Origin of the sequence: Mesorhizobium sp. M0601 (genome assembly GCF_040320845.1) — a bacterium.
Lineage (GTDB): Bacteria > Pseudomonadota > Alphaproteobacteria > Rhizobiales > Rhizobiaceae > Mesorhizobium.
The window spans coordinates 1-22,666 of record NZ_JAMYQK010000061.1 but is presented as its reverse complement, the minus strand read 5'-3'; the positions used below and the strand labels follow the sequence as shown (position 1 = coordinate 22,666).

21 protein-coding genes are annotated in these 22,666 nt (G+C 61.1%); 11 read left to right on the top strand and 10 right to left on the bottom strand.

Translation table 11 applies throughout. The features are described from left to right. The 6 genes from NKI41_RS31060 to NKI41_RS31035 form a co-directional block, all read right to left on the bottom strand. Positions 1-389: phage integrase N-terminal SAM-like domain-containing protein (locus tag NKI41_RS31060; protein ID WP_352686678.1), on the bottom strand; the 389-nt coding region annotated here is incomplete at its 3' end. Positions 390-700: 311 nt separating this feature from the next. Beyond that, positions 701-1,780 carry an alpha/beta hydrolase family protein gene (locus tag NKI41_RS31055; protein WP_352542968.1) on the bottom strand — a complete coding sequence of 360 codons (1,080 nt, stop codon included), beginning with the start codon at positions 1,778-1,780 and terminating at the stop codon, positions 701-703. Between the two features lie 329 nt (positions 1,781-2,109). Next, positions 2,110-3,309, bottom strand: coding sequence for a mandelate racemase/muconate lactonizing enzyme family protein (locus NKI41_RS31050; protein WP_352686675.1), 1,200 nt, complete (start codon positions 3,307-3,309; stop codon positions 2,110-2,112). Positions 3,310-3,326: 17 nt separating this feature from the next. Beyond that, positions 3,327-4,688, bottom strand: coding sequence for a mandelate racemase/muconate lactonizing enzyme family protein (locus NKI41_RS31045; RefSeq protein ID WP_352686672.1), 1,362 nt, complete (start codon positions 4,686-4,688; stop codon positions 3,327-3,329). Positions 4,689-4,744: 56 nt separating this feature from the next. Next, entirely contained in the window at positions 4,745-5,911 is a 1,167-nt protein-coding gene (locus NKI41_RS31040; protein WP_352686670.1) for a mandelate racemase/muconate lactonizing enzyme family protein, read from the bottom strand. A gap of 54 nt (positions 5,912-5,965) precedes the next feature. Beyond that, the gene (locus NKI41_RS31035; RefSeq protein WP_352686667.1) at positions 5,966-6,676 is read right to left on the bottom strand and encodes a GntR family transcriptional regulator; all 711 of its coding nucleotides are present in this window, start codon (positions 6,674-6,676) and stop codon (positions 5,966-5,968) included. 209 nt (positions 6,677-6,885) lie between these two features. Here NKI41_RS31035 and NKI41_RS31030 point away from each other — a divergent pair, with 209 nt between their 5' ends. The 6 genes from NKI41_RS31030 to NKI41_RS31005 all read left to right on the top strand — a co-directional run bounded on the left by NKI41_RS31030 (position 6,886) and on the right by NKI41_RS31005 (position 13,368). Continuing rightward, positions 6,886-8,364, top strand: coding sequence for an ABC transporter substrate-binding protein (locus tag NKI41_RS31030; protein ID WP_352503623.1), 1,479 nt, complete (start codon positions 6,886-6,888; stop codon positions 8,362-8,364). 79 nt (positions 8,365-8,443) lie between these two features. Continuing rightward, a complete protein-coding gene (locus NKI41_RS31025; RefSeq protein ID WP_352686664.1) occupies positions 8,444-9,400 on the top strand; it encodes a carbohydrate ABC transporter permease in 957 nt (318 codons plus the stop codon). Then, entirely contained in the window at positions 9,400-10,290 is an 891-nt protein-coding gene (locus NKI41_RS31020; protein ID WP_023679256.1) for a carbohydrate ABC transporter permease, read from the top strand. Before NKI41_RS31025 ends, NKI41_RS31020 begins: the two co-directional genes overlap by 1 nt. Positions 10,291-10,300: 10 nt before the next feature. Next, on the top strand, positions 10,301-11,398 hold the full coding sequence (locus NKI41_RS31015) for an ABC transporter ATP-binding protein (RefSeq protein WP_352540692.1): 1,098 nt from the start codon (positions 10,301-10,303) through the stop codon (positions 11,396-11,398). Positions 11,399-11,431: 33 nt separating this feature from the next. Then, the gene (locus tag NKI41_RS31010) at positions 11,432-12,595 is read left to right on the top strand and encodes a mandelate racemase/muconate lactonizing enzyme family protein (RefSeq protein ID WP_352686661.1); all 1,164 of its coding nucleotides are present in this window, start codon (positions 11,432-11,434) and stop codon (positions 12,593-12,595) included. Positions 12,596-12,618: 23 nt separating this feature from the next. Beyond that, positions 12,619-13,368, top strand: a complete 750-nt coding sequence (locus NKI41_RS31005; RefSeq protein WP_352503627.1) for a ribonuclease activity regulator RraA — start codon at positions 12,619-12,621, stop codon at positions 13,366-13,368. Here NKI41_RS31005 and NKI41_RS31000 read toward each other — a convergent pair whose 3' ends face one another. The 3 genes from NKI41_RS31000 to NKI41_RS30990 are packed head-to-tail and all read right to left on the bottom strand — an operon-like array spanning position 13,369 to position 16,930. After that, positions 13,369-14,190, bottom strand: a complete 822-nt coding sequence (locus tag NKI41_RS31000) for an alpha/beta hydrolase (protein WP_352686658.1) — start codon at positions 14,188-14,190, stop codon at positions 13,369-13,371. An 11-nt stretch (positions 14,191-14,201) separates the two neighbouring features. Next, positions 14,202-15,689 (bottom strand): NAD-dependent succinate-semialdehyde dehydrogenase, encoded by a 1,488-nt coding sequence (locus tag NKI41_RS30995; RefSeq protein ID WP_352686655.1) that lies wholly within the window; start codon positions 15,687-15,689, stop codon positions 14,202-14,204. A 17-nt stretch (positions 15,690-15,706) separates the two neighbouring features. Further along, entirely contained in the window at positions 15,707-16,930 is a 1,224-nt protein-coding gene (locus NKI41_RS30990; RefSeq protein ID WP_352686652.1) for an iron-containing alcohol dehydrogenase, read from the bottom strand. Positions 16,931-17,127: 197 nt separating this feature from the next. Here NKI41_RS30990 and NKI41_RS30985 point away from each other — a divergent pair, with 197 nt between their 5' ends. Together NKI41_RS30985 and NKI41_RS30980 are read left to right on the top strand one after the other, a co-directional pair. After that, the gene (locus tag NKI41_RS30985; RefSeq protein ID WP_502901261.1) at positions 17,128-17,820 is read left to right on the top strand and encodes a GntR family transcriptional regulator; all 693 of its coding nucleotides are present in this window, start codon (positions 17,128-17,130) and stop codon (positions 17,818-17,820) included. A 151-nt stretch (positions 17,821-17,971) separates the two neighbouring features. Next, on the top strand, positions 17,972-18,565 hold the full coding sequence (locus NKI41_RS30980) for a DJ-1/PfpI family protein (protein WP_352540695.1): 594 nt from the start codon (positions 17,972-17,974) through the stop codon (positions 18,563-18,565). A 62-nt stretch (positions 18,566-18,627) separates the two neighbouring features. Here NKI41_RS30980 and NKI41_RS30975 read toward each other — a convergent pair whose 3' ends face one another. Beyond that, positions 18,628-19,524 (bottom strand): GntR family transcriptional regulator, encoded by an 897-nt coding sequence (locus NKI41_RS30975; protein ID WP_352686681.1) that lies wholly within the window; start codon positions 19,522-19,524, stop codon positions 18,628-18,630. Between the two features lie 262 nt (positions 19,525-19,786). Between NKI41_RS30975 and NKI41_RS30970 the strand changes: the two genes are divergently transcribed. The 3 genes from NKI41_RS30970 to NKI41_RS30960 all read left to right on the top strand — a co-directional run bounded on the left by NKI41_RS30970 (position 19,787) and on the right by NKI41_RS30960 (position 22,533). After that, complete coding sequence (locus tag NKI41_RS30970) at positions 19,787-20,743, top strand: ABC transporter permease (RefSeq protein WP_352686647.1); 957 nt, start codon at positions 19,787-19,789, stop codon at positions 20,741-20,743. Continuing rightward, positions 20,740-21,525: an ATP-binding cassette domain-containing protein gene (locus NKI41_RS30965; RefSeq protein WP_352686644.1), complete on the top strand. Its 786-nt coding sequence runs from the start codon at positions 20,740-20,742 to the stop codon at positions 21,523-21,525. Before NKI41_RS30970 ends, NKI41_RS30965 begins: the two co-directional genes overlap by 4 nt. 87 nt (positions 21,526-21,612) lie before the next feature. Beyond that, positions 21,613-22,533: a sugar ABC transporter substrate-binding protein gene (locus tag NKI41_RS30960; RefSeq protein ID WP_352686642.1), complete on the top strand. Its 921-nt coding sequence runs from the start codon at positions 21,613-21,615 to the stop codon at positions 22,531-22,533. The last annotated feature ends 133 nt before the right edge of the window (positions 22,534-22,666 follow it).

Below are 22,666 nucleotides of genomic sequence, written 5' to 3'. Positions count from 1 at the left end.
GCCTGGTGCTTGAGGCAGGTGGTGGCGTTGAGCAGCCGGGCCACCTCGTCGCGGCTGAGCACCACGGGCAGGTTGCGCGGATGCGCCAGCCGGACGAGCCGACGCGCCAGGTCCGGGCGGTCGAGCGTTTGGGTGAAGAAGAAGCGCAGCGCCGACACGATGCTGTTCATCGTCGGCACGGGAACGCCGTCTTCCTGCTGCTCGATCTGAAACCGACGTAGGTCGTCGGCGGTAGCGGTGTCTGGTGAACGCCCGAGGAATGTCGCCAGGCGTCCGATATCGCGGAGATAGTTGCGCTGCGTCTCGCGTGAGAAACGCCGCATGTTCATGTCGTCGATCAGCCGCTGGCGCAGCGGGCTGATCCGGGCATCGAGAATAGGATGGTGCATGGTCAGGCTCCTTGTTGAAGAAGCCCGCCATGCTCTGCTCGAGCCGAACGACGCTCAACGCGAGCGCGACGACCGGTTCTTGATCTCTACCTCAACCGCAGGCGCCCCTCCCGCGCAGCGGGTTCGTTCTTCGGCCCTAGGCTGCCGAGCAGCAATGCGCCGATGTCGGTCGTCAAAGTTAGCTTTGCAACTGCCTTAAAGAGGACATTACCGGCCACCGCATTGGTGATCGCGGTTGGGCCACAAGCGGACCACGTGTTGCCGTTGGCCACACGAGCGCCTCCACCTGTCCAGCAACGAGTCCGGTTGGCTCAGTGGAAGGTCGTTTTATAGTGGAGGCCCGGAAACGACGCCTCGCCGGGTCGGAGCGCCGCCTGCCCCATGGGATCACCTTTTAGAATACTGAGGAAGAATGCCGCGGTCAGCGTCTTGGCTTGATCGAACTGCGGGCTGGAACCGGAACCGTATGCGAACATCATGTGCCCACCCTTGTCGAATACGGCCAACGCCTTATCTCGACTTCCGATGCTATCATGCGCCCATAGGGCATTGAATTCCGGCTTCACCATCTCGTCGTCAGAAGTGACCAGTATGAGCGTCGGCACTTTGACAGCCGCAATGCCAGTGGCGCCGAATACCTGCAGCTCGCCGCCCGGAGCTGCGAGAACGAGCGCCGCCACGCGGCTATCCCAAATGGGTGGCATCGGCTCCGCAAACGGGTCTGCAGCGCCGTAGAGTTTGGCAATCGTTGGCTCGAAACCTACAAATTGGCATGAGTCGCCATACTTCTGGGCCTCATTTGCAGCGCACCAGCTATCCAGGGCTTTAAAGTCGACCCGAGCGCCTCCCGCCTGGAGCGCAGTCGCTCCGCCCGATGAATGCCCCCAGACGCCGATGTGGGAGGTATCTATGAGTCCAGCGAGTTTGCCACCCGGGGCTGTCAGTGTATCGGCGTAGCCGATCACACGAAGCACGTTGGCAGAACGATAATAGAGCAATCGGCGAACGTCGAATCCGGTATCATAGCTCGAAGCGAAGACAACGAACCCGTAGGTCGCGAGAAACTGGCCCCAGCGGGTGTAGGCTATGCCCGGCATCGAGGATCCGGGGATCAGCACAAGCAGCGGATAGGGACCGGTCGTTGCCGGCGGTGCGTCCGGCGTCGTCTTCAGGATTGCGCCGGCGGGAGCTGGCGCAGGACCAGCAGCGGGATACCAGACCCATGTTTCCAGCGGGTGCTCACCAGTCACGTCAGGTATCGTGAACTTCTGAATACCGATCGCGAAAGGACCGGGCTGGCTGAAATCGGTTGCGATCGCGGGTGTCACTGCGATCAGGGGCAAGATGACAAGCCAAGGCAGCAGAAGAAAACCCAAGACAGCCTTGATCATAACGTGCCTTCCTGCGCGGTGCCAGGCTGCCGCTACCGTTCACCCATGACGGCAAGACGTCAAGCCCGAGTGCTGCCGACAGTCCATCTATATGGTACGTTCGATCGTTCTGCTGCCCTGAGTCTTCGCTTGAGTGGACTGAGAGGAGTTGCAGCTTTAGGAACGTGCGGAACGGGTCAGTTCGAGACTCGGACCCACCGGATTGAATGTCTGCATTCTCACGCGTTCATACCAGAACCGGCCGGACCGCTCCGGGCCGAAACGGTCATTCCGGATGACAGGTTGCGTGAAGCAGTCCGCGCAGTGCAGGGTGGCGCAAGAAGGATGGTTCAGTCGAAGAAGCCTGCATCCTCGTCCCGGAGATACTTCCTGGCTGCTTCGGCGTCGATATCGAGGCCCAGCCCCGGCGCTTCCAGCAAGTCCACCATGCTGTCCTTCACGATCTGCGACGGCAGGCCGATTACGAGGTCCTCCCACCAGGGGTCGGAGGCGCTCGGGTATTCGAACGCGATGTAGTTGGCGGGCAGGGTGGCGCAGACATTGATCAGCGCGCCGAGGCCGAGAAGGCCGTTCGCGGTGCCGTGCGGTGCCATCAGAATTGAGTGCATACAGGCGTGCTCGGCGACCCATTTGAGCTCGGCAATGCCGCCAATATCGGCTGGATCGGGGCCGATGACGCGCACCGCCTGCGTTTCGATCAGCTCCTTGAAATTGTGCCGCAGGTAGATCTGTTCGCCGGTATGGATTGGCGTCGAGGTGGAGGTGGTCAACTCCCGATACGCCTGCGGATTGACCCACGGCACATAGTCGCCGGTCAGCATGTCCTCGAGCCACATCAAATTGTACTTCTCGACCGCGCGAGCGAACTTGATCGCATCGGGCAGCATCCAGCCCGGGCCGCAGTCGAGCGCCAGGCTGACCTTGTCGCCCAGCACTTCCTTCATCGCGATCACGCAGTCGAGCATGTGGTTGAAACCGCGCTCGCTGATCACGCCCTGGTCCATGGCACCGTGGTAGCCGGCCTTATTCTGCTTCACGCCGTAATGGAAGTCCTCGACGGTGTCCTTCATGTTGGAGTGGAACGAGATCCCTTGCTTGATCATGAAGAAATTCTGCGGCTGCTCCATCATCCATTTCACGTCAGCGGCGTAATCCTCCGGCCGGTCCCCCGTTCGCTTCTGGCGGATTGAGCCGTTATAGACGCGCACCTTGTCGCGCACCTTGCCGCCGAGCAGTTTGTAGGCCGGCACGCCTGCGGCCTTGCCGGCTATGTCCCACAGCGCATGCTCGATAGCGCTTACCGCCGCGCCATAGGGCTTGAAAGAGCCGCGTTGGCGGATCTTCAGCATCACCCGCTCGACATCGGTAGGGTCCTCGCCGATCAGCGCCTCACGGAAATGCAGCACCCAAGGCTTGAGATAGGTCTTGGTGAACTCGACTTCGCCAAGGCCATAGAGGCCCTCGTCGGTAACGATGCGGACGATTGGGTGTTTGCCGATGACGGCGCAGCGGAGGTCGGTGATCTTCATCTTCGGTTCTTTTCGCCTCAGCTCCAGATACGGTCCCAGGAATACTCGTCGTCCCAATGATCCGTGGGCTGCCAGATGCCGGTGACACCCGGCTGCAGATGCTGCGAGATCACCTCGTCGACGACGTCGTCAATCCCCAGGCCAGGTTTGTCCGGAACAGTGATAAAGCCGTCCTTCACGAGCGGCTTGGGAAGGCCGGTGACGATATCGTCCCACCAGTCGACATCGGCAGAGTGGTATTCGAGCGCCATGAAGTTTTCGGTCGCGGTCGCGACATGTGCCGCGGCCATTGCGGCGATTGGACTTTCGGCCATATGGATAGCCATTGCGATGCCGTGGTCCTGGGCCATGTCGCCGATCTTCTTGCTCTCGAGGATGCCCCCGCTGGTGAGCAGGTCCGGGTGGATAATGGAAAGGCCGCCGCTCTTGAGCAGAGGCTCGAAGCCTTCCTTAAGGTAGATGTCCTCGCCGGTGCAGATCGGCACCGTAGTGGCGGCCTGCAGTTGCCGGAACTGCTCGGTGTACTGCCATGGGATCACATCCTCGAGCCAGGCCGGCACGTATTTTTCAATCCGCCTGGCGAGCCGAATGCCGTTCTGCAGCGAGATGTGGCCGACATGGTCAATGGCGAGCGGAATATCCATGCCGATAACATCGCGAACCTCGGCAATGTACTGTTCAAGCAGGTCGAGGCCCTTGTCGGAAAAGTGGAGGCCGGTAAACGGATGGGGGACGTTATGCAAATCGTAAGCGGCATTGCGGGCGCGCCGCTCCTCCATGGTCTTGACCGGGCCGCGGCCGGGATGGATGCGGTACCCTTCAAGTGAACCAGCAGGGGAGACGACCGCACCGGGTACATCCGCGATCTGCATCAGCCCCAGATCCATCTTGAGGAAGGTGAAGCCGAGCGCCATGCGCTGCTTGAGGCGCTTGCCGGTCTCGGTGCCGCTCGGCACGGTAGCGTCGGTGTCGCAATAGACGCGCACCTTCTCCCGAAACCGACCGCCGAGCATCTGGTAGATGGGAACGCCATAGGCCTTGCCGGCGAGATCCCACAACGCGATCTCGACCGCCGAGACGCCGCCGCCTTGCCGGCCATGGCCACCGAACTGCTTGATCCGGCGAAACAGGCGGTCGATGTCGCAAGGGTTCTCGCCAAGCAGCCGGCTCTTCAGCATCAGCGCGTAAGTGGCACTGGCGCCGTCGCGCACCTCGCCAAGCCCGACGATGCCCTGGTTGGTGTAAATCTTGAGCAGGGTCGAGGTGAACGGCGCGCCGACGATTTCGGCTACCCGCATGTCGGTGATGCGAAGCTGGGATGGCTTGGAGTTCGCGTTTACCCGATTGAGCGCTTCGTCGGCGCCACCTGTCTTTGCCATGACTTATCCTCGTTTTCGGCTTGTCGTCTCGCACCCGGGGCCGGCATAGAGTGTTGCTAGCCCAGCTCAATCTCGTGGGCCTGCAGGTAGTCGCGGTCCATCTCAATACCGAGACCAGGCTTCGACGACAGCTTGAGGCTGCCGTTCGAAATGTCGAGTGGTCTGTCGATCAGGTGATCGTATTTGCCCAGGTTCCACTCCGATGTTTCGAGTTTGTAGAAATTGGGAACGGTCATCATCACCTGCGCTCCCGCAACCACGTTGATCGGTCCCGCGGCGTCATGTGGCGAGACCGGCACGTAGTAGGCTTCGCACAGCGCAGAAATCTTCTTGAGTTCGGTAATGCCGCCGGTCCAGGTAACGTCGGGCATGATGTAGTCGGCGAGCCTGTTCTCGAGTACCGGCACGAAATCCCACTTCGTGTGGCCGCGCTCGCCCCACGAGATGGCGGTATTGACCTTCTCACGTACCTGCTTGAGGGCGTTAAGGCTCTCGGGCGGGCAGGGCTCCTCAAACCAGTCGATCTGGCCGGCCTCCTCGAGGCTCCGACAGAGGCGAATGGCGGTGGGGACGTCGAAGCGGCCGTGCGCATCGATGAGAATGTCGACATCGGGTCCTGCCGTTTCGCGGATCAGAGCCGTGAGTTCGGCGGCCTCGCGCTCGTCCTTGCGGGTCATGCCGCCATCGAGGTAGCCGTCTCGCTGTTCGCGGGGCAGGCCATCGGCGCTGCGGCCCTGGTGGGGGTAGGGATCGAACTTGAGCGCAGTGTGTCCGGACTCGACAATGTCTAGAATTTCGCGGACCACAGCCTCCTTGCTGGTGAATTTGGCCTGGTTGGGATGGGTGTAGAGCGCGATTTCATCGCGTACCGGCCCGCCAAGCAGCTCGTAAATCGGCTTGCCAAGGACTTTGCCCCGGATGTCCCAGAGGGCTATGTCGATGGCGCTCACGCATTCGACAGCGGCGCCGCGGCTTCCCATGTAGGTGAAGCTGCGGAAGATCTTGTGCCAGAGATGCTCGATACGCGCCGGATCCTCGCCTGTCACGGCGACGCCGATCTGCCGCAGGATCGTGCACAGAGCGCGGTTGGCGAGCCTTGTCGTGGTGGTGATCTCTCCCCAGCCACTCACTCCCTCGTCGGTCGTCACTTCGACGAACAGGAACTCTCCCCAGTAGGAAGCATCGGACTTGATCAGCCACGGCCGAATGCTCGTGATTTTCATCTTAACTACCTTTGCCTGGAAATGGTCAGCTAACGATGTTCTGGACTGGACATTCTATCCGGCCCGAGCGGCGTTGCGCGCTCGCATCTGTTCGAGAATATGCCGGCCCGAACCCTCGACATGGCGGGAAACGAGTTCGGCCGCCTTGTCGGCCTCTCCCGCCTTCACAAGCGAGATGAGTTCGCGGTGCTCGCGCATGATCGCGGCACGTCGCGCCAGCGTGAAATTGAAACGACGGCTCACGGCTCGCAGCACTTCGCGATGCTTCCACCAAAGCTCGGCTGCGTGGCGGTTGTAGTGCCGCTGGTACATCACGGTGTGGAAAGCGGTATCCAGCTCACTATGCCTGAATGTGTCGGCGAAATTGTTCTCTTCGATCAGGCCTTGGAGACGTTCGAGTTCGGCGATGTCCTCGCCGGTAGCCATATTCACAAACCATCGTGTCAGGGCTGGCTCGATCAGAACACCGATCTCGTAGATATCCCGGACAAAATCCTGATCAATGGGTCGCACGCGCGCCCCGCGGTTGGCGATAAAGGTGACAAACCCTTCGCCGCGCAACAACTGTAGGGCCTCGCGCACAGGATTGGTCGAAGTGCCGTGACGCCGGGCGAGATCGGTGACGACAAGCCGTTCGTTGGCAGCGAGCCGTCCCTCGATGATATCTTCCCTGATCAATTCATAAAGCGAGGCGCCCTCGCTGGAGGCCCCGATGGGATCGGTCCCTACCGGTGGCATCGCTTTGAAATCGCTTGTTTCGGCCAAGGCCGGGCTCCCCAATTTAATACATACCTTGCCCGATATCACACACGGCTTTCGCAAACAATGTACGATCCAGCGCGTTGACAGGCAATTCACGATCTGAAAACGTACCAAGCGATCGAGAGGATACACTGAGCTGGCAGAAGCATCCTCGCGATCGAAACGAGCAAGGACCGCTTTAGGGCGGCATGGGAGAACCAGGGAGGATACCTATGACGAGAATTGCGCTCGGCAGCGCCGTCCTGCGCGGCACTGTCGCCACTGCTTTGATGGCATCCCTGACGTCTACATCGGCGCTGGGTGCACCGCCGGTCGACCTGAGCAAGTGGTCGCCGGAGTATGTGCGCTCGATTGCGGGCACACAGGATTTTGACACGGCGGCCGATTGCGCCAAGGTCACCCCGCTCGATTACAAGGGGCGACTGACATTCTGGTATCAGGGCGTGTTCGAGGGCGACCCGGACCTCCTGCGCCAGTACTACAAGGATTTCTTCGAGACCTTCCGCAAAACCTATCCGAACATCCAGCTCGAGGAACAAGCCCTCACCTATAACGACCTTCTCGACAAGTTCCGCACCGCGCTCCTGGGCAATGCCGCGCCTATGGCGGTCCGCCTGCAGATCCTGGGTGGTACCGAGTTCGCCTCAAAGGGCTATCTGCAGCCGCTCAAGCCAGAGGACGTGGGGTATTCGACCGAGGATTTCTGGCCCGGCGCCATGAAGGCAGTGACCTGGGAGGGCGTGACCTACGGCATTCCGACCAACAACGAGACGATGGCGTTCATCTGGAACGCCGACATCTTCAAGCGTGCCGGCCTCGATCCGGACAAACCGCCGGCAACGTGGGACGACGTGGTCAAGTATTCCAAGCAGATCCACGACAAGCTCGGCATTGCCGGATATGGCCTCGTGGCTCGCAAGAATGCCGGCAATACGCCGTACCGCTTCATGCCACAGCTGTGGGCCTATGGCGGAGGTGTCTTCGACGAAGCGACGCCGAACCCGACCTATGAGCAGGTCCAGCTCGATAGCCCGCAAAGCAAGGCAGCGCTGCAAGCCTCCTACGACATGTATGTTCGCGACAAGTCGGTTCCGGTTTCGGCACTCACCAATCAGCAGGCCGATAATCAGCCCCTGTTCGTCGCTGGCCAGCTCGGCATGATGATCTCGCACCCGTCCGATTACAACGTCATGCTCGACCTGCAGAAAAAGGCGACGGGCACCGACAAGGACAAGGCGCAGACGGTCATCGACAACATGCGCTACGGCCTGATCCCGACCGGTCCCGACGGCAAGCGCGCCGTCGTGTTCGGCGGCTCGAACATTCACATCCTGAAACCCGAATATGTCGAGGGCGGCAAGGTAGACGAGCCGGCCGCGAAAGCTATCATCTGCATGTGGACGAGCCCTGAATGGTCGCTGAAGATGGCCTACGCCGGATCAAACCCTGGCAACCTCAACGGCTTCAAGACCAAGTGGATGAAGGAACGTCTGGACAACATCAAGTTCCTCGACGTCACCACCTCGATGCTGCCATACGGCATCCCGTTCCCAGCTCTGCCGCAGGCCCCCGAGATCATGAACATCATCATCCCGGACATGCTGCAGAATGCCCTGACCGGAGCGATGACCGTCGACGAGGCAGCGGACGACGCGGCCAAGAAGGTAAAAGACCTGATGGGGGGACTCTAGTCCAAGCCACACCTACGACCTGGACCGGCGGCGCCGCTGGCGCAGCCGCAGCGTTCCGAAGAAAAAGGGCACGCCACAAGTGACGATCGTGACCGGCAAGGCCGAGGCTCGCCGAAGATTGCAACCCGGTTGGTCCGGCGCGCTGCGGAAGGTCTGGGAGCATCGTGCGGACTACGCGTACGTGCTCCCGGCGATCGCCGTGATGCTCATCGTCATCGCCTATCCGATCTACTACACGGTCGAGCTGTCGTTCTTTAAGACACCGCCTGGCCTGCAACTCCGCGACAAGACCTTCATCGGCTTCGACAACTACGCGACCATCCTCACCAGTCAGGTGTTCTGGAAAGTCACCTGGAACACGCTGATCTGGACTCTGGGGTCAACTTTCATCTCCTTTGTCCTGGGGTTTGCCACAGCGCTGGCGCTCCACCGCGACTTCATCGGCCGTGGTGTCCTGCGCGCCGTCCTGATCATCCCTTGGGTCATCAGCGCCGTCGCCGCCTCCTACATCTGGAAGTGGATCTACCATTCGGACTTCGGGATCATCGGCGCGGTGCTGGTCGGCCTCGGATTGGCCGCCCATCCGCCGAATTTCATCGACAATGTCAGCACGGTGCTGCCCTCCCTGATCGTCGTCAATATCTGGCGCGAGTTTCCGTTTGCCATGATCATGATGATGGCCGGCCTGCAGACAGTCCCCGATCAATTGCTCCGTGCCGCAAAAGTCGACGGTGCCAATGCATGGCAGCGCTTTTGGCACGTCACCTTCCCGCACTTGCGCAACGTCTCGGTGGTGACGATGCTGCTGCTCGCGGTGGCCAACTTCAATTCCTTCATCATCCCCTGGATCATGACCGGCGGCGGGCCGTCGAACGCATCGCATATCTGGATAACCCACATTTATGAGCTCGCCTTCGGACGGCAGCGCTGGGGCGTGGCATCGGCCTATTCGGTGCTCCTGTTCTTCACCCTGATGACGCTGGGCTACTTCTACGTCCGTGCGTTAAGCGGCAACGAGCGGAAAGAGGGGAGCTGATGAGCACGATTGCCGAGACAGCACCTCGAGCCCAGACCCGTCGCCGTATGCGCGTCGACGGATGGCGGTGGGCCGGGCGCATATTCCTCGTGTTCATGCTGCTTTATACCGCGTTGCCGATGATCTGGATGCTGATCACCTCGATCAAGTCCGGATTCGCGGCGACGCAATTCCCGCCGCAATGGTGGCCGGACGAACCTACCCTCGCCAGCTACCAGAAACTGCTCGATCCGCAGAACAGCGTCGGCCAGGACTTCCTCCGGTTCTTCTGGAACAGCCTTTTCGTGTCGACCGTCACGACAATCCTTTCGGTGATCGTGGCTGTCCCAGCGGCCTACGCGTTTTCGCGCTTCAGTTTCCCCGGCCGGAATTTCCTGTTCTTTGCCGTGCTGCTGCGCAACATGTTCCCGGCGGTGATCTTTCTCGTGCCACTCTTCATCCTGATGCGCGCCATCGGTCTGATAAACACGCATGGCTCACTGATACTCACCTATCTCACCTTTGGCCTGCCGCTGGCGATCTGGCTGCTCAAGGGCTTTTACGACAATATCCCGGTGCAGCTTGAGCAGGCGGCGCGCATCGATGGCGCAACACGGTTCCAGGCCTTCATCATGATCGTGATGCCGCTCTCGACGCCGGGGATCATCGCCACCGCAATCTATTCCTTCATCGGTGCGTGGAACGAGTACATCTACGCCTACACCTTCCTCTCCAAGAACGAGCAGTTGACCCTGCCGGTCGGCATCCAACGCTTCTTCTCGGAAAATACGACGGACTTTCCGGGCCTGATGGCGGCCAGCTTCATGATGAGCGTGCCCGTCGTGGTGCTGTTCCTGGTCCTGCAACGATACTTCGTACGCGCCCTTACAGAAGGCGCGGTCAAGCACTAGGGAGTTGCCGATGGCCCACGTGGTCCTCCAAGATCTCGTCAAGAGCTATGGCAGCTTCAAAGCTGTCAACCACGTCTCGCTGACGGTCAATGACGGGGAGTTCGTTGCGCTCGTCGGGCCTTCAGGCTGCGGCAAGACAACCACGCTCAATCTCGTCGCTGGGCTGACCCCGATCACAGCGGGCGACATCATCATCGGCGAGCGCGTGGTCAACGACCTCGACCCCAAGGACCGGGACATCGCAATGGTGTTCCAGAACTACGCGCTCTACCCGCAGAAATCGGTCTACAAGAACCTGGCGTTCCCGCTTCAGATGCGCAAACTCCCCAGGGACGAGATCGACAAGAAGGTCAAGGAAGCGGCGCGAGTGCTCGACATGACGCACCTGCTCGAGCGCAAGCCGCGCGAACTGTCGGGCGGGCAGCAGCAGCGTGTGGCCCTTGGCCGTGCCCTCGTTCGCGACCCCGCCGTGTTCCTCATGGACGAGCCACTGTCTAACCTCGATGCCAAACTGCGCGTGCAGATGCGGTCGGAGATCAAGCGTTTCCACCAGGACCTCAAGGCGACGATCATCTATGTGACGCACGACCAGCTCGAAGCCGTGACCATGGCTGACAAGATGGCGGTGATGAATGGCGGCTACCTGCAGCAATACGATTCACCGGCGCAGGTCTTTGCCCATCCGGTGAACATGTTCGTGGCCAGCTTCATCGGCAGCCCGGCGATGAGCCTTATTCCGTTAGAGGCCTCGATGGCAAACGGCAACACGGTGTTGACCGGCGCCGAGGGCTGGCGCCTTGAGCTCTCACCGCGCAATGCCCAGAAGGTGGCGAAAGCGACGACCACGAAAGTCGTGCTCGGCGCACGTCACTCGACGATCAAGCTCCACAAGAGTGCGGTCCCTGGTTCCATTCCGGCCAAGGCCTACACGGTGGAACCGACCGGCGACGTCACCTTCGTCCAGGCGTTCCTGTCCGGCGCCATCGTCAACGTCAGCGTGCCGCCGAACATTGCCGTCGCGCCCGACGAGCAGATCTGGCTCGAGTTCGACCAGGAGCGGATGCATCTGTTCGATGGCGAAACTGAAATGGCCCTCAAGGCAAACTGAGATAGGGCGAATGCGCGTGAAACGTGGGCGTGGATGACTGAGAAGCTTAAGATCACCGCGATCAAGCCCTATCCGGTGTGGGTAGGAACGCGCAACCAGATGCTCGTCAAGGTCGAGACCGACCAGGGCATCTTCGGCTGGGGCGAGAGCGGCTTGAGCGGTCGCGAGAGGGCCGTGGCCGGCGCGGTCGAGCACTATCGCGAGTTTCTCATCGGCCGCGACCCGATGCAGATCGGGCGGATCTGGCAGGAGATTTACCGCAGCCAGTACTTCGAAGGCGGACGAGTCCTTCAGGCGGCGATTTCCGCCATCGACATCGCCCTTCACGACATCAAGGGCAAGGCGCTGGGCGTGCCGGTCTACGAGCTGCTGGGCGGCAAGCAGCGCGACCGCATTCCCACTTTTGCCTCGACCGGCGACGAGGCCGAGGGCGACGTTGCCATCGAACGGGCCCGCGAACTTCGCGCGCAGGGGTGGCAGGCGATCCGCTTCTTCCCCTTCGGGCAAAACAGCAAGGACATCTTCGAGCCGCGCGAGTCCATCGGCGCTACCGCGGGTATGCTGAACAAGGCGCGCGAGGCGCTGGGCAGCGACGTGGTCCTCGGCCTCGACTATCATCATCGGCTGTCGGTGGCAGAGGCCGCGAGCTTCTGCAACAAGCTCGGTCGCGGCGTGCTTGATTTCCTCGAGGAGCCGATACGGGCCGAAACGCCGGAGGCCTATGAATCGCTGCGCACGATGACCGAAATCCCCTTTGCCATAGGCGAGGAATTTGCCAGCAAGTGGCAGTTCCTGCCCTACATCGAGCGCGGCATCCATCAGTTCAACCGGCTCGATGTTTGCAATGTCGGCGGGCTCACCGAGGCGATGAAAATCGCTGGCTGGAGCGAGGCGCATTATGTGGACCTGATGCCGCACAATCCGCTTGGTCCAGTGTGCACGGCCGCGACCGTGCATCTCGCTGCCGCGGTACCCAACTTCGCGTGGCTCGAGACCAGGGCACCCGAAACAAAGCTGGGCTTCGACAATTCCGACTTCTTCCCCGTGCAACCACGGCTCGACGGGACCGATTACCCGGTCGGCGATCTGCCGGGGCTCGGCGTCGAGGTCAACGAAGTTGCGGTCCAGGCGCAGAGTTTGCGTTTCTGGGAAGCGCCTCACCTTAAGCGCCGCGACGGTTCTGTTACGAACTGGTAGTTCCATTCAATCGGAGTCCACAATTGACGCATACTTCCGACATCATGCGGCCGCCTAAAGACCTGATCGACGCACTCAGGGAGATCGGCGCCGCGACGGTTGCCGGCACACTTGGCCACATGGGCTTCCGCAATCCGCACATGGTCGGTCCGGTGGCGCAAAACCACGGGAAGTCGATCGTCGGGCCGGCGCTGACGCTGCAGTTCCTGCCGCAGCGGCCGGACCTCTTCACCGAAGGAGAATATGCCGATCCGGAGACACAGCTGCACCGGCACGTGCTCTATCACGCGCAGGAGGGCGATGTGGTCGTGGTCGACGCGCGCGGCGACATGAGCTCGGGCGTCTTCGGCGATATGATGTCGACGTATTTCAAGGGCAGGGGCGGGGCCGGTATCGTCATCGATGGGTGCATGCGCGACCGGCCCAATGTCGAAAAGCTCGACCTGCCCCTATGGCTGCGCGGCTGGACGCCAAACTATCATGTGCAGACCAGCATCTATCCCAATGCCGTCAACGTTCCGATTGCCTGCGGCGGTGTCACGGTGATCCCGGGCGACATCATCGTCGCCGACGACGACGGGGTGGTGGTGCTTCCCGTCGTGATGGCCCCGAAGGTGATCGAAGAATCACAGAAGCATCATGATTGGGAGGAGTTTTCGCGAGCGAAGCTCATGGAGGGCGGGCCGTTGCAACGCTACTATCCGCTGCATGACGATGCCCGCGGAGAGTACGAGGAGTGGCGCAAAACAAATCGCCTGGAGAACCCGAGTTAGTCAGCAGGCCTTGGCGATCAGTTTTGCCAGGCAATCGCCAGCCTCGGTCCCCGGCACGCCAAGATCTCTGACACTGTCCATGTGGTTGCGGTTCGGGAGCACATGCGACGTTACCAACGATCCCTGCCGCAGCAAGCTTGCTTTGAATCGATCGGCTTGCTGATGGAAGGGTGGCGTCTCGTTGGCTCCGACCAGAACCGCCGCCTTGGTTTGAGCATCATGCCGACAGGCGAGAGGTGTGAACATGGCGACTTCCTCGTCGGTTATTCCAATCTCGTTGGCGAGAAAGGAATCCTGGAGCGGCTTCAAATCATAGAGTCCGCTCAGGAGAAGGGCTGCCTTCACATTCGAGGGGGTATGCTCGCCCTCGAACAGAAACGTTGCAAGATGGGCTCCTGCCGAATGACCACTGACACTCAGGGCCGCCGGGCTTCCGCCATGATCGGCGATGTTGGCCAGGACCCACTGCTTGGCGCGGCGCACCTGGTCGACGATCCTCGCCATTCGAACCTTGGGCATCAGAGCATAATCGAGGATGACGGCGATGGCCCCGGCCTGGGTAATCGTCGTCGCGATGTATGAGTAGTCGCGCTTGGAGAACATTCTCCAGTAGCCGCCATGGACAAAGATGTGCACCGGTAGCGCCGTTCTTTTGCCCGCAGGAAAGAACAGGTCCATGGTCTCGGTCGGATCCGGTCCGTAGGCCACGTCTGCTGCCATCGGAATGGCGGCGCGGGCGACCTCGCTGCGGTCAACAATGTCCTGCACGATTTGGTCAAAATCAGCAACGTGGTCGCGGATGCGAAAGGGATCGCCTTGCATTCTTCTTCAGCTCACATGCTGACGGCGAGGTATTTCGCCTCCATGAACTCGGCAATGCCGTGATGCTGCCCTCCCTCGCGGCCGAGCCCACTTTGCTTGACGCCGCCGAAGGGAGCTGCCGGATCAGACATCAGCCCGCGGTTGAGAGCAATCATCCCGGCCTCGATGCGGGAAGCCACCCGCATGCCGCGCGCCAGATCGCGCGTGTAAATGTAGGCAGCAAGCCCATATTCGGTGTCATTGGCGCGTGCGATGACCTCGGCCTCCGTTTCGAAGCTCGAGATTGGCGCCACCGGCCCGAATATCTCCTCATGCGCCATCTTTGCGTCGCCCGGCACGTCGCGAAGCACCGTCGGAGGGTAGAAGAAACCGCGCCCGGACAGGACTGAGCCGCCGCACATGACCCGCGCGCCGCGTGTGACCGCGTCGACGACAAGGCGGTCTATCTTCTCGACCGCCTTTTTCGTGATCATTGGCCCGCATTCCGTGTCCGGATCAGTGCCAGGGCCGACCTTGAGCGACGACATCCGCTTCTCGAGGCCATCCGAGAAGGCTTCGTAGATGCCGGATTGCACATAGAGGCGGTTTGCGGCCGTGCAGGCCTCGCCGGCGTTGCGCATCTTGGCCACCATTGCACCATCGAGCGCCGCTTCGAGATCGGCGTCGTCGAACACAATGAACGGTGCGTTGCCGCCGAGTTCCATCGAACACGAAACCACATGCCTGGCAGCCTCTGCCAGCAGAGCGCGACCCACACCCGTCGAACCGGTGAAGGAGAGTTTGCGCACCCGCGGATCGGCCAGCATGGCGGCTGTCAAAGGCCCGGGACTGGAGGTTGTCAGGACGTTGACCACCCCTGGTGGAACGCCCGCGTCCTGGTAGAGCGCGGCGAGCGCATAGGCGGTGAGGGGTGTCTCACTGGCCGGCTTCAGGATCACCGTGCATCCAGCGGCAAGTGCCGGCGCGATCTTGCGCGTCGCCATCGCGGCAGGAAAATTCCAGGGCGTGATCAGGATGCAGATGCCGACGGGTTCGTAGTCGACCACAATCCGATTGGTGCCGGAAGGCGCAGTACCGAATTCACCGGTAATGCGAACGGCCTCCTCGGCATTCCAACGGAAAAATTCCGCGGCATAAGCGATCTCGCCGCGGGCATCCCGCAGGGCCTTGCCGTTTTCCAATGCGATGAGAGTAGCCAGTGCCTCCGATCGGTCCGTCATCAGTTCGAAGCAGCGTCGGAGGATCTCGGAACGCTTTCGCGGCGGCGTTGTCCGCCAGTCATCGGCTGCCTTGGCAGCGGCTTCAACGGCAGTGGCGGCGTCGTCCACGGTCGCATCCGGCACAGCGGCGATGACAGCCTCGGTCGAAGGGTCGACGACCGGAATCACCCTGCCATCCGCGGACTGCCGCCATTGGCCGCCAATATACAGCCCGTGCGAGATTGTGTGGAAGTCGCTGATGCCCTGATCGTCAGCCAGAACCTGTGAAAACGTGTTCATCTCGATATTCCCGATTGTTACATGATGCTGGCGAGGTCGCCATCAAAGGCCGCCTGGACCAGGTGTCGCATGGTCCGCAAATCGAATGGCCGCGGGTTGTTCTTGATGAGGCGCTCGATACCGATCGCTTGTTCCGCCGTCCAATCGAGCTTATCTGCGGGCAGCCCCAGCTCGGCTAACGAGGAGGTGATCCCGATTGCCCCAAACAGCCGGCTGACTTCGGCAATGGTCGCGTCGGCCAACTCGTCGGGCGTCCGGCCTTTACCATCGAGGCAGAGCGCGTTGGCGATCTCGGCCATCTCGGTCGCTGCGGCTGTTTTGTTGTACTTCATGACGTACGGCAACATGGTGGCGACGCCCAATCCGTGAGCGGTGTGGGTTATCGCGCCAACCGGATATTGCACGGCATGCGCTGCCGCTGTGCCGGCCGTTCCGAACGCGCAGCCGGCTGCCAGTGCACCCATCATGACGTCGGCCCGGGCGTCCTCGTCAGAGAGCCGGCCGCATGCCGTTTCAAGGCTTCGGCCAAGCAGCTTGATCGCCAGCAGGGCGAAATGATCGGTCAAGGCGGTTTTGCCGATAAAGACATGGTTCTGCGGAAGGCCGGGATCGGTCCCCCGCCTGGCGGCCGTGAACGCCTCGATTGCGTGCGTCAGCGCGTCGGCGCCTGCGATCGCCGTCAATCCCGGCGGGCATGTCATCGTCAGTTCAGGATCGCAGATGGCCGCGGCCGCGATCAGATACGGGCTGGAGATGCCGACCTTCAGTGTGCGATCCGGATCCGAGATCACGGCAACCGGGGTCACTTCAGAGCCCGTGCCGGCTGTCGTCGGCACCGCAATCAGCGGCAGCATCGGGCCGGGCACCTTGAACTCGCCGTAGTAATCCTGGAGCTGACCGCCGTGACTGATGAGCAGCGCGGCGCATTTCGCCAGGTCGAGACAGCTGCCGCCGCCAATGCCGATCACCATGTCGGGCGCGAACTTCCGTGCTTCCTCGACGCAGACGGCAACGGTGTCCCGGGGGACGTCGGGTAGCACGCGGTCATGCACCAGTACGTCTAGCGAGGCGGCTCGCAGTGCCGCGATAATCTCAGCGAACTGGCCCGTTGCGGCAAAACGTTCATCGGTGCAGACGAGCGCGCGACGCCCGAGCCTGGCCGCGACAACCGGAATGACGTGGCGTTGGCCCCTCCCGAAGAGGATTTCGCGTGGCAGCCTTATCGCAGCGAAAAGGCTCATGACCTGCGTCCTGTGATGATGTCTGGAAAGGCCGCTGGGGCGGCACGCTGCTCCCGCAGGGCTACCGCTAGCGCCATTGCTTTGTCTCGTAACCGCCGCAAATGATATCCTCTACCAAATCGTATAGGATATAGGATTGCATTTACCGGAGCATCGTGTTAGCAAGTCAATGTGTCAAGAGGCAAAACATGCAGGCCATGAACTTACTCAATGCGGACGATACGAACCTCGGCGGCGGGCGTATCCAGCGCTCCAGCAGCCTGGTTGAGGACGTCTACGAAGCGATTTTTGCGCAACTCATGTCGCTGAAGATTGCGCCGGGCTCGCGCATCACCGTCGACAGTCTGGTCAAGGAATTCAACGTATCCCACACGCCGATCCGCGAGGCGCTCGGCCGGCTCGAAGGCGAAGGCCTGGTGCTGAAGACGCATCTGATCGGTTACCGCGCTGCGCCGCAGATCACGAAACGGCGGTTTGACGAACTTTATGAGCTTCGCCTGCTGCTCGAACCTCATGGCGCAGCCAAGGCAGCCGCGCTCATGGACGAGGTAAAGCTCGCGCAGCTTCAGAAGTCGGCCGGCGTCATGGCGCGCCGTGAGGGCAAGGACGAGCGCCTGCGGTATTCCAACTTCGCCCGCCAGGATGCCATTTTCCATGACAAGGTCATGGAATTCGCCAACAACGAACTCGTGCGCGAGACATTGGCGCACCAGCACACCCACTTCCACATATTCCGCCTGATGTTCCATTCGCGCGTCACCGAGGAGGCGCTTGACGAGCATGAGGCCATCCTGGCCGCTTTCGCTGCGGCCGATCCTGCCGCTGCCGAGCAGGCGATGCGTCGCCATATCGAGCATTCCCGCGACCGTTTGTTGTTGGCGTTCGACTGAGACTGTCCCGATGTCCCCGTACCCGCCGTTGACGGTCATCACGCAGGCCAGTGCCAACGAAGACTATTTCCCCGATTCACCCTTCTAGAAACTCAAACCTACCAGGCGAGTACAGGTCTCGCCCGGCCGTTGTCACAGGAAAGGAAGTACCATGCCAGGCAAAAAGATCCTGATGCTGACCGGTGAATTCACCGAGGAATACGAAATCTTCGTCTACCAGCAGGCGATGGAAGCGGTGGGCCACACCGTGCACGTCGTGTGCCCAGACAAAAGCGCCGGAGACCTGATCAAAACATCGCTGCACGATTTCGAGGGCGATCAGACCTACACCGAAAAGCTCGGCCACTATGCGCTGATCAACAAGACCTTTTCCGACGCTGAGAAGCAGATGGAGCAATACCACGCCGTTTACTGCGCCGGCGGTCGCGGGCCCGAATACATCCGCACCGACAAGCGCGTTCAGGCGATGGTGCGCCACTTCCACGAAACCAAGAAGCCGATCTTCACGATCTGCCACGGCGTGCAGATCCTGATTGCGGTGGACGGCGTCGTGCGTGGCAAGAAGGTCGGCGCACTGGCGGCTTGCGAGCCCGAAGTGACGCTTGCGGGCGGCACCTATATCGACCTGTCTCCAACGGAGGCATATGTGGATGGCACGATGGTTTCGGCAAAGGGCTGGACGGCCCTTGCAGCGTTCATCCGCGAATGTTTGAAGGTGCTGGGAACGGAAATCCGTCACGCGTAAGCGTTTGCTTCCGACGCGTTCCAGAGGATGCGTCGGTTCCCTTGAAGGGCGGGTCGACTACATCATTCAACAAGTCCGATAAGCGAACGCGTCAACGTTGCTCTTGCCGACGCCAGGTGCGCTCGGCAGGCCCGCTCAATCCGGTCAGATTCGCGGCTTTCGAGCGCATCGATATAGGCGAGATGCTCGAGGATTGCCGCCTGGTTGCGCTGCTTTTCGTCCTGCTTGTTCCACTGATAGTGGTAGTGAAAAATGAACGTGATGATGTCGTAGAAATCATCGATGAAGCGGTTCGGTGATGCCTCGTTTATGAGCCGGTGAAACCGGTTGTCCAGGCCGGAGAAGTCATGAAAACGGCCCTCAATTCGCTCCAGCAGGTCGGCATGCGCCATCTTGAGCGCAGCGAGTTTCGACCATAGGGGAGAACTGTGCGGCTGTAGTGAAAATAGTTGCGCCGAACGCAGTTCGAACATTACTCGGATCTCGAAGAGCTCAAGTGCAAAGCTTTCGGTGAAGCCCTTGAAAAGCCAGCCTGTATTCGGCCGTTTCTCGATCAGTCCAAACCGGCTGAAGCGGATCAGGAATTCGCGAATTCCGTTGGTCGCAACGCCGAATTGGCGCGCAAGCTCGAGCTCATTGATGCTGGTGCCGGGCCTGGTGTCACCCCGCAGCATCCACTCCATGAATTGCTGTTCGACATGCTGGGCGCGGGGCGTGGTTTCGGCGTCTGGATAGTAATCGTTGTCGCTGACCGGGCGGCCCGTCGACCTGAGGCCGTGGCGTTCGGTGATAAGTTCGCGGTGAACCAGTTCCCGCAAAACCTTTCTGACGGTTGTGCGGCTGACGCACATTCGCCGTCTAAGCTCATTTTCGGAAGGAAGTTCACCGGCCAGTTGCCCGTCGCGCAGCATATTCGCAGCCCGATTGAAGGCCTTCTTGTAGACGGTGTCGGTTCTCATCGGATTTCCTTGGGAACTATGGCTTGTCCTTTTAGCATGAACTTTATCCATAAAAAACAACTTGACCCGGCCTGGCCGGTTGTTTTTTATCGATAAGAAGAGGACCTGAACACGAATTGAGTTTTTGACGACGCGGCTCGTACAAGCCGCGGCGGGGAGGGGAAATTTGCCTGAAACGGGAAACACCGGCACGACTGTCGGCGAGGCAGCGTTGCCGGCATCGAGGAAGTCAGAAGCCGTTCCCGGCCTTGCGCTCGGCCTGATGCTGCTGAGCGCTGGTCCGGTGGTCATCCTGGTGCTGCTGATCGCCGTCCTCAGCTTTCTGTCGCCCTATTTCCTGACGGGACGCAATCTCAGCAACATCCTCGCCCAGACGGCCGTCATCTCGGTTGTCGCGATGGGCCAGCATCTGGTCATCCTGACACGCGGCATCGATCTCTCCGTCGGCTCGAACCTTGCACTGGCTTCCGTCGTCGGCGCGCTGAGCTTTCATGCCGGCGCTCCCGCCATCATCGTGATCGGCGTGATGGTTGCCTGCGGTGCCGCGGTCGGCGCCATCAACGGGTTCTTCTACGTCTTCGGCCGGCTGCCGCATCCTTTCATCATCACGCTGGCGACATTGAGCATCGCCAAGGGGCTGGCCCTGCAACTGGCCGATGGCCGCGCCATTCCTGGCATGCCGGATTCGATCGATGCGCTTGGCCGCGAGGCGGTCTGGGGCCTGCCTGGATCGATTTTCGTCGTTGCGGGCGTTGCCGCGGTTCTTTCCGTCATGGCTAAAACCATGGTCTGGGGGCGCTGGATTTATGCCGTCGGCGGCCGGCCCGACGCCGCGCTGCGCATGGGCATTCCCGTGTCTTGGGTGCTGGTTTCGGTCTATGTCATCTCAGGGCTGTGCGCCGGCATCGGTGCCGTCATCCTTGCCGGCCGCACCGACGCCGGTTCGCCGCTGTTCGGCAATCTGCTGGAACTGGACACGATCGCGGCGGTGATCATTGGCGGCGCCAGCTTTCTTGGCGGCCGCGGCCACCTCGGCCATGCCTTGATCGGCGCCATCATGATCGGCGTTATCCGCAACGCGCTCAACCTGCTCAACGTCAATGTCTTTTTCCAGCTCATCGTCATCGGCGTGGTCATCGTGATCGCGGTCGAGTCCGACGTGCTGCGCAATTACCTCGAAGGGCGTGTGCGTGTCCTGCAAGCCGGAAGGCAGTCATGAGCGCCGCTGCGGATAACGCCGATCACGCGGTCACGGCGGACAATCCCGTGCTGGCGGTACGCGGTGCTACCAAGCGTTTCGGTTCGGTTCTGGCCCTCGACGATGTCAGCATCGAGGTGCGGCGCGGCGAGATCGTCGGCCTGCTCGGCGACAATGGCGCGGGTAAATCGACGCTGACCAAATGCATCAGCGGGGTGCACCAACTCGATGCCGGCGCGATCCTTTTGGACGGTGCGCCAACGCAGATACGCTCCCCTGCGGATGCGCGCTTCGCCGGCATCGAGACCGTCTATCAGGATCTGGCGCTGTTCGACAATCTGACGCCGGGACAGAACTTCTTTGCCGGTCGCGAGCTGGCTGGCCCGCAATGGCTTCCGCGCGGCCTGCGATTTCTGCAGCAGCGCCGGATGGACGCCGAGACCCGCGCTCTGCTGGCAAACCTGAAAGTTACGCTGCCGCGGCTGGATGCCGTCGTCGCCATGATGTCTGGCGGTCAAAGGCAAGCGATCGCCGTGGCTCGCTCGACCGTGTTCGCCCGTAAGGTTGTCATTCTGGATGAGCCGACCGCCGCACTCGGCCTGCGTGAATCACGCCAGGTGCTCAATCTGGTCGCTGCGCTGCGCGACCAGGGCAATGCCGTCATCCTGATCACTCACAACATGGAACACGTCGTCGAGCTCGCCGATCGCGCGGTGGTGCTTCGCCAGGGCCGCAGGGTCGGCGAACTGGTGCCGACCAAGGGCAACAAACAGGAACTGGTTTCCATGATCGTTGGAGCCTGACCCGTTCGAAATTTGGGGACCTTTCCGGTCCGCAAATGCCTGAAGCGTCTCCCGCCGGGAGGCGTCTCAATCCAAGGGAGGAATACAATGCCAATAGACCGAAAACTGTTCGCAGGGCTGGTGATCGCTGTTGCGTTTTCCGTGCCGGCTTCGGCCGCAGACAAGATCAAGGTTGGCCTGATTACGAAATTCCCGGTGCCGTTCTACTCGACCATGGAGGACGCCGCCAAGAAATACGCGGCCGCTCATCCGGAGATCGAACTGGTCACCGGCCAGGGCCAGGCAGCTACCGACATCGAAGGTCAGATCGCACTGATTGAGTCCATGATCACGCAGGGCGTCAAGGGGCTGGCAATCACTCCGGTCGACCCGACGGTCGCGCCGGCGCTCGACAAGGCGGTCGCCGCCGGCATCAAGGTGGTTCTCGTCGACAACAGCATTCCCAACTGGAAAGGCCAGACGGCATTGGTCTCGACCAACAACCTCAACGGCGGCAAGATCGCCGGAGAGTATCTTAAAACGGTGCTCAAGAGCGGTGACAAGATCGGTATCCTGCAAGGCGTTCCCGGGGTGCCGGCTCTGGATGACCGGGTCACGGGCATGATGGAGGGATTGGGCGACGTCAAGGTCGATGTCGTCGGCAAGGGCGCAACCAACTGCACGCTGGAACTTGGCACGTCAGTGACCGAAGACATCCTCACCGCCAATCCCGATCTCAAGGCGATCTACTCGGCCTGCGGTCCGCCGATCCCTGGCGCCGTCAAGTCGATCAGCAATTCCGGCATTGCCAACGACAACCTCATAGTGGTCGGCTTCGACGCGTGCTGCGGTGAGATCGAAGCGATCAAGTCGGGAGCGGAGGACGCCAGCGTAGCTCAATTTCCAGCGAAAATGGGTGAGCTTGGCATCGACACCGTCGTCAAGGCCATCCGCGGGGAACCCGTCGAGGCCAATGTGGATACCGGCGCCGGACTGGTGACGCTGCAGAACGTCAAGGACTTCGAGTGATCCACCAGCGGTGGGGGGGGGTGGGGCCCCGGGCCCCCGGAAGGTTGGGGGGGGCCCCGGGGGAAGGGGGGGGTTTTTATTTTTTTTTTTTTTAAAAAAAAGACGCCCCCCCCCCCGCGCCGCGGGGGGATGT